Consider the following 12,709-nt stretch of genomic DNA (forward strand, 5'->3'; position numbering starts at 1 on the left):
CCTTGATCTTTGTCAGGCGGCAACCCCGGCAGAGGGATATTTTCGGGGCGCGAGTGACAATTCGGAGGCTTTGACATGCCATATCAAGGGTTTCTGCTAGGCGAGCGCCCGGCGACGTCCGGGGCGCATGGCGGGGGTCGCCTGCTCTGGCCGGGCGGGGACGACCGCGCGCTGCCGGAAACGGGGGGTTGCCATGAATGAGTTCTGGAAAAATGCCTTCGACAGAATGCTGCGCGGAGTCTTGCGCAAGGGCGCGCTGCACGTGGTGATGCCCGATGGCACGTCGCGCGACTACGGCGACGGCTCCGGCCCGCCGCTGACCGCGCGAATCCACGATGCCGCAACCCTGCGCAGGCTTTCGCTCAACCCCGAACTGGCGCTGGGAGAGGCGTATATGAACGAGTCCCTGACCGTCGACGGCGACGATCTGCAGGGCTTTCTCGCGATGCTCCTTCACAATGTCCACCGCAGCACGCTGCAGGACAGGGTCTGGTGGCAGAAGATCATTCTGGGGCTACGCTCGGGGTTGCGGGGCGTGGCGCAGAACAACGTGTTGTCGCGCGCCCGGCGCAACGTTTCACATCACTACGACCTGTCGGGCGAGCTTTATGACCTGTTTCTCGACACGGACCGGCAATACTCCTGCGCCTATTTCACCGATCCCCACGAGACGCTGGAACAGGCGCAGGCCGACAAGAAGGCGCATATCGCGCGCAAGCTGCTGATCGAGCCGGGGATGCGGGTGCTCGACATCGGCTGCGGCTGGGGCGGGCTGGCGCTGAGCCTTGCGCGCGACCACTGTGCGCGCGTCGTCGGCATCACCCTGTCGCGCGAGCAGCACGCCTACGCGACAGAGCGCGCGAAGGCAGAGGGGCTGTCCGACCAGGTGGAGTTCCGGCTGTGCGACTATCGCAACGTGCAGGGGACCTTCGACAGGATCGTCTCTGTCGGCATGTTCGAACATGTCGGGCCGCGCCATTTCACGCAGTATTTCCGCACCATCCGCGAGTTGCTGTCCCCGGACGGGATCGCCCTGGTCCATACCATCGGCTGGACCGCGCCGCCGCAGGGGACCAACCCGTGGATGGCCAAGTACATCTTTCCCGGCGGCTATATCCCCACTGTCTCGGAAGCGATGAGCGCGGTTGAGCGGGCCCGCCTCTGGGCCGCGGACATCGAGTGCTGGCGCCTGCACTACGCCTATACGCTGCACCACTGGTACGAGCGTTTCGAGCAGCACGCGGACGAGGTGCGCGCGCTCTACGATGCGCGCTTCGTTCGGATGTGGCGCTTCTACCTTGCCGCCAGCGAACAGACGTTCCGCCACGGCACGCAGGCGGTGTTCCAGTACCAGCTGTCGCGGGAAGTCGACGCCGTGCCGCTGACGCGGGACTACCTCTACCTGCCGCCCGAACAGGCCGCGCAGCATCACGCCGGCCAGTGGCGGGCGTCCGACCCCGTTGCGGGCCGGATTACCGCTGCCGCCTCTCGCAGGCGTTCCCTGCGCGAGACCCCACCCCGAAAGGAGGCTCTCAGTGATCGACAAAATCCTTCTCGCCGTTGACGGTTCGGAAAACGCGCAGCGCGCGCTGGACGTGGCGTCGGAGCTGGCACTCAACCTCGACGCGGCGCTGTTCATCGTTCACGTGCTGATGCATGGCAGCCCCCCGAAGGAGCTGATGCGCATGGCCGAGGTCGAGCACATCATCGACAAGGCCCGCACGACCGCCATACCGCAGCTATCGCTTATCGCGGGTGAGCGGTTCGACCTGCTGGAAACCACCCTCGACGATCAGCAGACCGCGCGCGTCATCACCGCGATGGGTGAGGAAATCCTCTCGCGGGCGGAAAACCGTGCGCGGGAGCTGGAGGTTAGGGAGGTTTCCACCCACGTGCGCGTCGGCGACCGGGCGGAGGAAATCCTCGACGCGGCGAAGGAACATGCGGTGGACATGATCGTGATCGGCTCGCGGGGCCTCGGCACGATCCGCGGCGCGGTCCTTGGCAGCGTGTCCCAGAAGGTGCTGCATCACGGCGAAGGGTGCATCCTGACGGTCAAGTGACGGCGCATCAGGTCGCGCGGTCGATCCGCCAATGCCGGCGCAGGGCCGACACACGCTTCGGCGGCAGGCCGTGATAGCGCCCGATTTCGCTGTCGTTCAGGCCAAGATCCGCCAGCGCGGCCAGCGCCTGGCGTGGCATCGGCCCGAGCATGGCGGCCGTGGGGCGCAGGCGTTCGGGCAGGTCGCACCCCCCGGCGTCGCCCGGCGGGCGGGGCGCGGGGTTGAGCCGGTGGACATGGTCCTTGATGCGGTCGCGATCGATCATGGATCGGGCCCCTCCGTTCCGGAAGGTGGTTATCCGTCACCCGAGGTCTGGCCGAAATGCGCTGGCCCGGTGTTGACGCAGGTCAATCCGGCTCTGCTGGCGCTCGCGCCCGGCGGGATCCCGCCGATGAGGGCAATATGCGGGCCGGAACGCGGCGCGGGCTTGAGATTCCTCAAACCGGGGCGGGTCCGGGCCAGATAGGCTTTCGACCATGGAAAACCGTGCGGTGACCTTTGCCGATCCTTCCCGCGCCGGGGGTATGAGCGCCCCGCCGCCGGGGTGGTCGGGATGATCCCCTGCGCCGCGCAACCAGCGGGTGTGCGGATCTTGAAAGGCGCGCCGCCGTTTCCCAACTCAATGCCAGGAGGTGCGAATACCGGATCTCCGGGTAGTGGAATGACAGGTGGCAGGCGTTTTGCGGCCATCGCTCTGACTACCATACAGGCGGTCGTCGCTGCACTGGACCGGCCCGCCTGCATGATCGTTCAGCGTTCCGCGCCTGGTGACGATCCCGGACCACCTCCCACACCGAATACGCCTGTCCGGACCCTTTCGGGGCCATACCCCTTGCTGCGCCGAACCCGGACGGGCCCGTGGCCAACCCAGTTGTGAAAAGGAGGATTGCAATGAGACCGACAACCTTTCCATCCTTCGGCGCCCTCGATCCGTTCGCGGACATGCGCCGGATGCAAGCCGCGATGAACCGGCTGTTCGACGGCACCCGGACACCGACCCGGCCCGCCACCTATCCGCCGGTCAACTTCTGGGCCGGGCAGGACAGCATCGTGATGACCGCTGAACTGCCGGGCCTGAGCGAGGATGACATCGAACTGACCGTCAAGGACAGGATGGTCTCCATCCGCGGAACCTATCCCGCCGAGGAAGAGGGCGAGGGCATCGTCTGGCATCGACGGGAACGCGCGGGCGGAACCTTCCTGCGCTCGATCGACCTGCCGTTCCGCGTCGATCCAGACCGGATCGAGGCCCGCTTCGAGAACGGCGTGCTGTCCGTCGAAATGCAGCGCCCCGAGGACGACAAGCCGAGGCGCATCCAGATCAAAGCAGCCTGAAACCCCAGCAGAAAGGAGGAACCCATGGCACAGGAACTTGCACCGCAGGCCGGACCCGACGTCGCGCGCGGTAATGGCGAGGCCGGGGGCGCGGGGCCCACGTTCACCCCTGCCGTCGATATCTTCGAACAGGGGGATGCGACGATCATCATCGCCGACATGCCGGGCGTGGCGCCCGAAGATGTCGAGGTGACGCTCGAGCGGCAGGTGCTGACGCTTCAGGGCCGGGTGAAACCCGAAGTCCCAGAAGGCTATCGCCGGCTGTCGTCCGAATACCGCGAAGGCGACTACCTCCGCGTGTTCACCCTGTCGGACGACGTCGACCAGTCCAGGATCAACGCCGACTTCCGTAACGGTGTGCTCAGGCTGGAGCTGCCGCGCTCGGCTGAAGCGCAGCCGCGGAAAATCTCGGTCAAGGCGGCCTGACCCGCCTTTCCCACCGATCAACGCGAAATGGAGGAGAAGCCAATCATGCAGATCAGCGATCTTATTCCCTGGGGCCGCGGCAAGGACAGGCCCGCCACCGGTGAAGAGGGCCGGGCGGGCAACCCGCTGGCGTCCCTGCAACGCGACATCAACCACGTCTTCGAGGATTTCTGGCAAAGGGTCGAAAACGGCTGGGGCGAACACCGCGCCGAACTGGGCATGTTCGGACCCAGCACCGACGTGACCGAAACCGAAGGCAACGTGGAAGTCACGGTGGAGCTGCCGGGCATGAGCGAGGAGGACATCGACATCTCCCTCTCGGGGGATGCGATGACGATCCGGGGCGAAAAGAAGATCGAGCATGAGGACGAGCGCAAGGGCGTCTACATGTCCGAACGCTCTTACGGTGCCTTCTATCGCACCGTGCCGCTGCCCGCCGGGCTCGATACCGACAAGGCCGACGCGGTCTTCAAGAACGGGGTGCTGACGGTGACCCTGCCAAAAACGGCCGAGGCGCAGGCGAAGGTCAAGCGCATCCCGGTCAAGGCAGCCTGACGCATCCGGTGGCCGGGGCGATCCGGCCACCGTCCTTTCGCGCTTTCAGCCGCCCGCCCTGTCATTGCCCGGCTCCGGCCCGGCGGGTGGGGGGCGGGTCGCATTCCGATGAAGGAGGGGGGAATGGCGAACTCGCAGAACACGCAGGATGACCCGCCGGATCCCGGCAAGGCTGGGGCCGCAACCGGCGCGTCCAGCGGCGATCCGCAGGAGGAGGCAACGTCCGGGGAAGACCTGAGCGCCGAACTCGCCCGCCTGACGGACAGGTGGAAGCGCGCCATGGCCGACGCGGAAAACGCGCGCAAACGCGCCGACGCTGCCCGCGCGGACGGGCGCGAACACGGCATCGCCATGGCTATCGAGGCGCTGGCCCCCGCGTTCGACGCCCTGGCCCTCGGCCTCGAGTCGGCGCGCGGCCATCCCGAGGCCGACAGTCCCCGGATGTGCGCCCATATCGAGGGCTTGAAGAACATCAAGGCGGCTTTCGAAACCGGGCTGAAGGCGCTCGGCGTGCGGATGATCGAACCGCGGGACACGCCGTTCGATCCTTCGGTGCACGAAGCGATGCAGCTTCACGAAACCGACGAGGCCCGCCCGGGCCACGTGCTTTTCCTGCACCGGCCCGGTTTCGCCATCGGTCCGCGTCTGATCCGGCCCGCGCATGTCACCGTCAGCGCCAGCCCCGAGACGGAGCGGACCGGGGACTAGCGCGCCGTGCCGCGCCGCCGAACCCAGGTGCGCGCGATTGATATTGCTCAAGACCCGGGCCCGTGACGGGCGCGACGATGGCACGCCCCGGCGGGGTGGACGGACAAGGGCGTGTCAGAAGGAGCAAAGGCAGATGCATGATCCGCGCAGCCATGCGCCCGCCCGCTCCGTCCCCGCGCCGCAGCCGGTGCCGGATGTCACCCGGGGGGCGCGATGACCGGCGATGCCGCCACGCAAGAGGCGCAGGACGCCGCCGCGCCCGGCCGGGTCGTCGCGGTGCGCGGCCCGGTGCTCGACATCGCCTTCCAGCCGCCCCTGCCCGAGGTGAACGAGGCGATCCTCGTCAGCGGTGATGGCCTCACCGTCGCGGCAGAGGTGCAGGGCCACCTCGATGAACGCACCGTGCGCGCGATCGCCTTGCAGCCGACGCAGGGCCTGTGGCGCGGTGCGGTCGCGAACAGGACCGGCCAGCCGGTGATGGCCCCGGTGGGCAACGGTGTCCTCGGGCGGCTCGTCAACATGATGGGCGACGCCGCGGACGACGGCCCCCCCTTTCCCCCCGACATTCCGCGCCGCGCCATCCACCACGCCGCGCCGGCGATGTCCGAGCAGAGCGGCTCGAGCGCGTTGTTCGAGACGGGCATCAAGGTGATCGACCTGCTCGCGCCGCTGGCGCAGGGCGGCAAGGCGGCGATGTTCGGCGGCGCGGGCGTGGGCAAGACGGTCCTGGTGATGGAACTGATCCACGCCATGGTGGCGGGCTATGACGGAATCTCGGTCTTTGCCGGCGTGGGTGAGCGGTGCCGCGAAGGCCATGAAATGCTGAACGAAATGCGCGCGACCGGCGTGCTGGACCAGACGGTGCTGGTCTATGGCCAGATGAACGAACCCCCCGGCACCCGCTGGCGTGTACCGCTGACCGCCATGACCATCGCCGAGTATTTCCGCGACGAGCAGGCGCGCAACGTGCTGCTGCTGATGGACAATGTGTTCCGCTTCGTCCAGGCGGGGGCCGAGGTGTCGGGGCTGCTCGGGCGCAAGCCTTCGCGCGTGGGCTACCAGCCGACGCTGGAGACGGAGGTGGCGGACCTGCAGGAGCGGATCGCCTCGCTCGGGGCCGCATCCGTGACGGCGATAGAGGCGGTCTATGTCCCGGCGGATGACTTCACCGACCCGGCCGTGGGCGCGATCAGCAGCCACGTGGACAGCATGGTGGTTCTGTCGCGCCAGTTGGCGTCCGAGGGGATCTATCCCGCCATCGACCCGATCGCGACGACCTCCGTCTTGCTGGACCCGCTGGTGGTCGGCCCCGAACACGCCGAGGTGGCGGGCCGGGTGCGCGAGGTGATCGAGCATTACATCGAGCTGAAGGACGTCATTGCCCTGCTCGGCGTCGAGGAACTGGGCCGGGAGGAACGCCTGTCCGTCGGCCGTGCGCGCCGCCTGCAACGCTTCCTGACGCAGCCATTCTTCGTGGCCGCGGCGTTTTCCGGGCAGCAGGGGCGCAGCGTTGCCCTGAAGGACACCATCGCGGGCTGCCGCGAGATCCTGAACGGCGGCTGCGACGACTGGGACGAGGGCGACCTCTATATGATCGGCACGCTGGAGGAGGCGCGCGAAAAGCACGCCGCGCGCGCCAAGACCGGCAGCACAGGCGGCGTCGAACGCCGCGAGGGGGCGGTGTCATGAGCGCCCCGCTGACGCTGACGATCTCCACCCCGCTTGAGGTCATCTTCCACGCCGAGGACATCCGCTCCTTCAGGGCAGAGGATGAAAGCGGCGCGTTCGGCATCCTGCCCGGCCACCTGCCGCTGCTGAGCGTCCTGCGCACCAGCGTCGTGCGTTGGCGGAGCGGGGCGGGGGGCTGGTCCTTCTGCACCCTGCTCGGCGGGGTGCTGACGGTCGCGCGGGGCGGCGACATCCGCATCGCCTGCCGCGAGGGGGTGCTGGGCGGGGATCTCGCCCGTCTTGAACACGGCGTGCAGGCCGAGTTGCAACGCAAAGAGGAGGCCGCGCGGGCGGCGCGCAGCGGGCAGGCGCGGCTGCACGCACGCGCGGTGCGCCAGATCATGCTGCATATCGCAAAGGACGCCGGGCTGACCGAAGAATCGGTGCTGGACGGAGCATTCGAATGAGCGAGGACCCCGAAAAGCACCCCCTCGGCGATACGGCGCGGCAGGCCGCGCGCCGCTCCCGCCAGCTTGAGGACGACCCCGAGCCGTCGCTCGGGCGGCGCTTCGGGCAGATCGGGGTGCTGGGGTGGATGATCGTGGTGCCGGTGATGTTCGGCGTTCTGGGCGGCGGCTGGCTTGACCGGATCCTCGGGACGGGGATCACCCTAACCGCGGCGCTGACCGTGGCGGGGGCCGCGCTGGGCCTGTGGCTGGCGTTTCGATGGATGCACGACCAATGAGCGGGGAAAGATGACTGATACGCTAACATTCCTGCCTGCCGCCCTTTCCGGGCCATGGCCCCTGCTGACGTTCGGTGCGCTGCTGCTCGGCTATGCCGGGGGCGTTGCGCATTTCCGAACGCTCGAAACCGTCGCGCGGGGGATCGTGGCGGGCCGGCCTTCGGCGGTGCTACTTCAACTCCTGCGGCTGGTGGCGCTGGCCGCCCTGCTCGGCGGGCTGGCGCTGCTTGGCGCGGTGCCGCTGATCGCGGGGGCGGGCGGCGTGCTGCTGGGGCGCAGGCGCGTGTTGGCCCGCGCGCAGGGGGCGTCATGAACGGCTCGCCCCTCGCGTCGGAAACCGCCTTCGCGCTGGGCCCGGTCCCGGTGGCGCAGATGGTCGTCGTCACATGGGCGATCATGGCCGTGCTTTGCGCCGCGGCTTTCCTGCTGACGCGGCGGCTGCGCGTCGATGCGGGCCCGGCGCAGACAGTGCTGGAACTGCTGGTCACGACGCTTGATGGGCAGATCAGGGCGGCGATCCAGCACGACCCGGCGCCCTACCGGGTGCTGGTCGGAACGCTGTTCATCCTGATCCTGTCGGCGAACTGGGCGTCGCTGGTGCCGGGGGTCGAGCCGCCCACGGCGCACCTTGAAACCGACGCCGCGCTGGCCAGCGTCGTCTTTGCCGCCACGATCTATTACGGGATTCGCGCGAACGGCGTGCTCGGCTACCTCAAGACGTTCGCCGAGCCGAGCTGGGTGATGATCCCGCTGAACCTCGTAGAGCAGATCACGCGCACGTTCTCGCTGATGGTACGCCTGTTCGGCAACGTGATGAGCGGGGTCTTCGTCATCGGCATCGTCCTGTCGCTGGCCGGGCTGCTGGTGCCGATCCCGCTGATGGCGCTCGATCTGCTGACGGGCGCGGTGCAGGCCTACATCTTCGCAGTGCTATCCACCGTCTTCATCGCGGCGGCGGTGGGCGAGGGCGGCGCGCCGCCGGGGAAAACGCAAGACACAGGGAAAGGAAGCTGAACCATGGACTATCTGCAAATCGCCAGCATCGTCTGCGCCGCGCTGGCGGTCTCCTTCGGGGCGATCGGGCCGGCGCTGGCGGAAGGGCGCGCCGTGGCGGCGGCGATGGATGCGATCGCCCGCCAGCCCGAGGCGGCCGGCACCATCTCGCGCACGCTGTTCGTCGGGCTCGCCATGATCGAGACGATGGCGATCTACTGCCTCGTCATCGCGCTGCTGCTGCTGTTCGCCAACCCCTACACCTTGTGACGGGGGCCATTGGCCATGCACTTCGACTGGTGGGCATTCGCGTTCCAGGGGATCAACGTCCTCGTCCTGATGTGGCTTCTCAGCCGCTTCCTGTTCCGCCCCGTGGCGCGGATCATCGCCGACCGGCAGGAGGCGACAAGCCAGGCGCTGGCCGAAGCGGAAAAGGCGAAACAGGCCGCCGTCGTGGCCGAGGCCGCCGCGAAGACGGAGCAGGACAAGACCGCTTCGGCCCGGCTGGAGGTGCTGGAGGCCGCCCGCAAGGAAGCTGAGCAGCAGAAGAAGGACATCCTCGACGCCGCGCACAAGACCGCCGCCGACATCCGGCGCGCCGCCCGTGACGATGCCGCCCACCATGCGGAAACAGAGCGCAAGGCCCGCGCCGCGCGCGCGAGTGAGCTGGCCGTGGCGATCACCCGGCGGCTGCTGGCCAATCTGCCCGACGACGCGCGCGTCAGCGGCTATGCCGCCCGCCTCAGGGCCGCGCTGGAGGCGCTGGACAGCGAACAACGCCAGGCGCTGAACGCGGATGCGGACCACCTGCGCCTAGTCACGCCGCGCCCCCTTGACGCGGCGGAGTTGGCAGAGGCGATGGCGGCGATCCGCGCCACGCTCGACACGACGGGCGCGGTGCCGGTCGATCCCGACGCGGCCCTGATTGCCGGGCTTGAGCTGCGCGGACGCCATGGCGTCATCCACAATTCGCTGAGCCACGATCTTGAGCGTATCGCGGAGGCGCTGGTGCGCGATGACCGGATCTGACCCCGAACAGCCCGTCGGCGATGCCGCGCTCCGCCGGCTTGAGCAGATCGTCGATGACGTCCGCCTCGGCACCGAGTCCGAGGCGCTGGGCCGCGTCACGCGGATCGCCGACGGGCTGGCCCGTGTCTCCGGCCTCGGCGCGGCGCGCCTGGGCGAGATCCTGGACTTCGGGCAGGGGCGGCGCGGCTTCGTCCTGACGCTGGAGCCGGAGGTGCTGCAGGCCGTGCTACTGGACCCCGGCGATGCGATCGAGGCGGGGGCCGCGGTGCGGCGCACGCGCCAACTGGCCAGCGTTCCGCTCGGCGAAGGGCTGCTTGGGCGTGTCGTCGACCCGCTGGGGCGGCCGCTGGACGGGGGCGAGGCGATTGCCGCCACGGACTACGGGCTGGCCGAACAACCCGCCCCGGCGATCATCGAGCGCGATTTCGTCACCGAGCCCTTGGAAACCGGGCTGCTGGTCGTCGATGCGCTCTTCGCCATCGGGCGGGGTCAGCGCGAGTTGATCATCGGTGACCGGGCCACGGGCAAGACCGCCATCGCGCTGGATACGATCATCAACCAGAAGGACAGCGACGTCATCTGCGTCTATGTCGCCATCGGCCAGCGCGCCAGCGCGGTGGCCCGCGTGATCGACGCGGTCCGCGAAAAGGGCGACATCAGCCGCTGCATCTTCGTCGTGGCCCCGGCGACGGCGGAACCGGGCCTGCGCTGGTTGGCCCCCTTCGCCGCGACCACCATCGCCGAGCATTTCCGCGACGCGGGTGGCCATGCGCTGATCGTCTACGACGACCTGACGAAACACGCCGCGACGCACCGCGAACTGTCGCTTCTGGCCCGCCAGCCCCCGGGGCGGGAGGCGTATCCCGGCGATATCTTCTTTCTGCACGCCCGCCTGCTGGAACGATCGGCGAAACTGTCGCCCGCGCTTGGCGGCGGCTCGCTCACCGCGCTGCCGATTGCCGAGATCGAGGCGGGCGACCTGTCCGCCTATATCCCGACGAACCTGATCTCGATCTCGGACGGGCAGATCGTGCTGTCCACCAAGCTGTTTGCCGGGAACCAGCGCCCGGCGGTGGATGTCGGGCTCAGCGTCAGCCGGGTCGGGGGCAAGGCCCAGCCCGGGGCGCTGAAATCCGTCGCCGGAAGGGTGCGGCTGGACTATGCGCAGTATCTTGAGCTGCGGATGTTCTCACGCTTCGGGGGCTTCGCGGACGCAAGCCTGAGGAAACGTATCGCCCATGGCGAACGGATCGGCGCGCTGCTGCAACAGGCCCGCTACGCGCCCCTGCGCGCCATCGACCAGATCGCCCTGCTCACCGCGCTGGGCGAGGGGTTGCTCGACGACGTGCCGCTGGAAGCGTTTCCCGCCCTGAAGGCCCGGCTGCCGGGGGCCATCGACAGCGAAACCGCGCTGGCCACGCTCGGCGCTTACCCGGCGAAGTTGAGCGACGATCAGCGCGCGGACCTTCTGGGCTGCGTGCGCCATGCGCTGGGGCGTGGTGGCGACAGCGGCAGCGCGGGGGCGGGCTGATGCGCCGCCCCGACGCCATCAAGGAACGGATCGGCCACGTCGAACAGATCTCGGGCGTCGTGGTGGCCATGCGCGCCATCGCGGCGGCCCACGTGCAGGAGGCGCGTCGCCACCTCGACGCGATCCGCGCGCAGGAACAGACGGTGGCGCGCGCCATGGCCGATGCGCTGTCGCTTCTGCCCGGCGCGCCGCACACGCAGGCCGGGGCAGAGGGGGCGGAGCATCTGCACATCGTGCTCGGGGCGGCGCAGGGGTTTTGCGGCGCCTATAACGAACGGGTCGTGGAGTCCGTCCTCGGGCAGGGGGGCGCGCCCGAGGGGGATCGTTTCCTGCTGATCGGGCAGCGCTGTGTTTCCGCCTTTGAAAGCCGGGGCGTCACCCCGGTCTGGAGTGCGAACATGGCCTTCCACCCGCCCGAGGTGCCGGCTCTGGCGAGCCGGGTCGTCGATGCGGTGTTCCGGCTTCTGGGCGGGGGCAGGTTCGCGCGCGTCAGCATCCTGCACGGTGATCCGGACAGTGTGCGCCATGGCCTGACGATGCGCCAGCTGATGCCCTTCGACTTCCGCCGCTTCGAACGGCGTTCCCTGCCCGACGCGCCGATGACCACGCTGCCGCTTGCGCGCCTCGTCTCCAACCTGGTGGAGGAATACGTGTTCACCGAGATCTGCGAGGCGCTGATGCTCGGCTTCGCGGCGGAAAACGATGCGCGGGTCAGGTCCATGACCCGCGCGCGGGGGGCGATCCGCGCGATCCGGGACGAGTTGCGGGGCGACTACGCCCGCGCCCGCCAGGCGCAGACCACGACCGAGATCATCGAGCTGTCCGTGGAATGAAGCCCCCCACGCGGGTGTCGTGACACGCCCGGCGGGGGTGGAAACGGCTTGACAAAAGCGTTCGATAGACAGCGTAAATGTCCAACATTTTGCAAAGGGACGACAATGTCGATCTTCGGCCGGAAATCCAGCGATGATGAGACCATCGTGGCGCTGCTGGGCAATGCGCTGCGGCGCGACATCTCGTTCGGGGTGCTCGCCCCGGACATGAAGCTGAAGCTGGCCGAGCTGAAGATGCGCTACGGCGGCTCGAACCATTCCCTGCGCGAGGCGCTGCGCGTGCTCAGTTCCGAGGGGCTGGTCGCGGCCGAGGCGCAGCGGGGCTTTCGCGTCGCCTCGGCCACGGAGGACGACCTGATCGACACCATCCGCCTGCGCGCCGAGATCGAGTGCATGGGCCTTGGCTGGGCCATGGCCGCGGGCGACGTGGCCTGGGAAGGCACGGTGGTGGCCGCGCGCCATGCGCTTTACCGGGCCGAGCAGGCCGTGCAGCAGGCCCCGGCGGACGAGGTGGCGCTGGAATGGGACGAGGCGTTGCGCGCGTTCCACGCGGCGCTGATCTCGGCCTGCCGCTCACCGCGCATGATCGCCCTACAAAAGCAGCTTTACGACCAGTCCCGCCGCTTCCTGCTGGCCGCCCTGCGCGAAGGGCGGCTGGATTTCGTGGCCCGCCACAAGCGCCAGGACGCGCTGCTGGCGGCGGTGCTTGAGCGGGACACGGCGCTGGCGCGCGAACTTTTGCGCGCCGCAATCCTGAGCGACCTGCTGCCATGCGAAACGGCCCACGGCGGCTGAACGAAGACGACACTGCACCCAAGGACGG

General features: G+C 68.7%; 17 protein-coding genes. 16 read left to right on the forward strand and 1 reads right to left on the reverse strand.

What is annotated here, in order from left to right; genetic code table 11:
- Positions 1–226: 226 nt before the first annotated feature.
- Together DJ029_RS09850 and DJ029_RS09855 are read left to right on the forward strand one after the other, a co-directional pair.
- The gene (locus DJ029_RS09850) at positions 227–1,564 is read left to right on the forward strand and encodes an SAM-dependent methyltransferase (protein WP_232823036.1); all 1,338 of its coding nucleotides are present in this window, start codon (positions 227–229) and stop codon (positions 1,562–1,564) included.
- Positions 1,536–2,063 carry a universal stress protein gene (locus DJ029_RS09855; protein ID WP_112322263.1) on the forward strand — a complete coding sequence of 176 codons (528 nt, stop codon included), beginning with the start codon at positions 1,536–1,538 and terminating at the stop codon, positions 2,061–2,063. Before DJ029_RS09850 ends, DJ029_RS09855 begins: the two co-directional genes overlap by 29 nt.
- A gap of 7 nt (positions 2,064–2,070) precedes the next feature.
- Here the strand turns inward: DJ029_RS09855 and DJ029_RS09860 are convergent, their stop codons facing one another.
- Positions 2,071–2,328, reverse strand: a complete 258-nt coding sequence (locus tag DJ029_RS09860) for a hypothetical protein (RefSeq protein ID WP_112322264.1) — start codon at positions 2,326–2,328, stop codon at positions 2,071–2,073.
- Between the two features lie 626 nt (positions 2,329–2,954).
- Here DJ029_RS09860 and DJ029_RS09865 point away from each other — a divergent pair.
- From DJ029_RS09865 to DJ029_RS09930, 14 genes are all read left to right on the forward strand, one after another.
- On the forward strand, positions 2,955–3,398 hold the full coding sequence (locus DJ029_RS09865; protein WP_112322265.1) for an Hsp20/alpha crystallin family protein: 444 nt from the start codon (positions 2,955–2,957) through the stop codon (positions 3,396–3,398).
- 24 nt (positions 3,399–3,422) lie between these two features.
- Positions 3,423–3,824, forward strand: a complete 402-nt coding sequence (locus tag DJ029_RS09870; RefSeq protein ID WP_112322266.1) for an Hsp20/alpha crystallin family protein — start codon at positions 3,423–3,425, stop codon at positions 3,822–3,824.
- Positions 3,825–3,869: 45 nt separating this feature from the next.
- On the forward strand, positions 3,870–4,379 hold the full coding sequence (locus DJ029_RS09875) for an Hsp20/alpha crystallin family protein (RefSeq protein ID WP_112322539.1): 510 nt from the start codon (positions 3,870–3,872) through the stop codon (positions 4,377–4,379).
- 123 nt (positions 4,380–4,502) lie between these two features.
- Positions 4,503–5,087 carry a nucleotide exchange factor GrpE gene (locus DJ029_RS09880; RefSeq protein WP_157966337.1) on the forward strand — a complete coding sequence of 195 codons (585 nt, stop codon included), beginning with the start codon at positions 4,503–4,505 and terminating at the stop codon, positions 5,085–5,087.
- Positions 5,088–5,300: 213 nt separating this feature from the next.
- Positions 5,301–6,776, forward strand: a complete 1,476-nt coding sequence (gene atpD / locus DJ029_RS09885; RefSeq protein ID WP_112322268.1) for a F0F1 ATP synthase subunit beta — start codon at positions 5,301–5,303, stop codon at positions 6,774–6,776.
- Entirely contained in the window at positions 6,773–7,222 is a 450-nt protein-coding gene (locus tag DJ029_RS09890) for a F0F1 ATP synthase subunit epsilon (protein WP_112322269.1), read from the forward strand. The genes atpD and DJ029_RS09890 overlap by 4 nt, the downstream gene beginning before the upstream one ends.
- A complete protein-coding gene (locus DJ029_RS09895) occupies positions 7,219–7,500 on the forward strand; it encodes an AtpZ/AtpI family protein (RefSeq protein ID WP_112322270.1) in 282 nt (93 codons plus the stop codon). The genes DJ029_RS09890 and DJ029_RS09895 overlap by 4 nt, the downstream gene beginning before the upstream one ends.
- 10 nt (positions 7,501–7,510) lie before the next feature.
- Entirely contained in the window at positions 7,511–7,813 is a 303-nt protein-coding gene (locus DJ029_RS09900; RefSeq protein WP_112322271.1) for a hypothetical protein, read from the forward strand.
- Positions 7,810–8,514, forward strand: a complete 705-nt coding sequence (locus tag DJ029_RS09905; RefSeq protein ID WP_112322272.1) for a F0F1 ATP synthase subunit A — start codon at positions 7,810–7,812, stop codon at positions 8,512–8,514. The genes DJ029_RS09900 and DJ029_RS09905 overlap by 4 nt, the downstream gene beginning before the upstream one ends.
- Positions 8,515–8,517: 3 nt before the next feature.
- Complete coding sequence (locus DJ029_RS09910; RefSeq protein ID WP_112322273.1) at positions 8,518–8,763, forward strand: F0F1 ATP synthase subunit C; 246 nt, start codon at positions 8,518–8,520, stop codon at positions 8,761–8,763.
- A 15-nt stretch (positions 8,764–8,778) separates the two neighbouring features.
- Positions 8,779–9,522, forward strand: a complete 744-nt coding sequence (locus DJ029_RS09915; protein ID WP_112322274.1) for a F0F1 ATP synthase subunit B family protein — start codon at positions 8,779–8,781, stop codon at positions 9,520–9,522.
- Positions 9,509–11,053 (forward strand): F0F1 ATP synthase subunit alpha, encoded by a 1,545-nt coding sequence (locus DJ029_RS09920; RefSeq protein WP_112322275.1) that lies wholly within the window; start codon positions 9,509–9,511, stop codon positions 11,051–11,053. The genes DJ029_RS09915 and DJ029_RS09920 overlap by 14 nt, the downstream gene beginning before the upstream one ends.
- Entirely contained in the window at positions 11,053–11,886 is an 834-nt protein-coding gene (locus DJ029_RS09925; protein WP_112322276.1) for a F0F1 ATP synthase subunit gamma, read from the forward strand. The genes DJ029_RS09920 and DJ029_RS09925 overlap by 1 nt, the downstream gene beginning before the upstream one ends.
- Before the next feature lie 105 nt (positions 11,887–11,991).
- Positions 11,992–12,681 carry a GntR family transcriptional regulator gene (locus DJ029_RS09930; RefSeq protein ID WP_112322277.1) on the forward strand — a complete coding sequence of 230 codons (690 nt, stop codon included), beginning with the start codon at positions 11,992–11,994 and terminating at the stop codon, positions 12,679–12,681.
- Positions 12,682–12,709: the final 28 nt, after the last annotated feature.

The sequence above is a fragment of the Oceanibium sediminis genome, from assembly GCF_003265325.1.
In the GTDB taxonomy this organism is placed as follows: Bacteria; Pseudomonadota; Alphaproteobacteria; order Rhodobacterales; family Rhodobacteraceae; genus Halovulum; species Halovulum sediminis.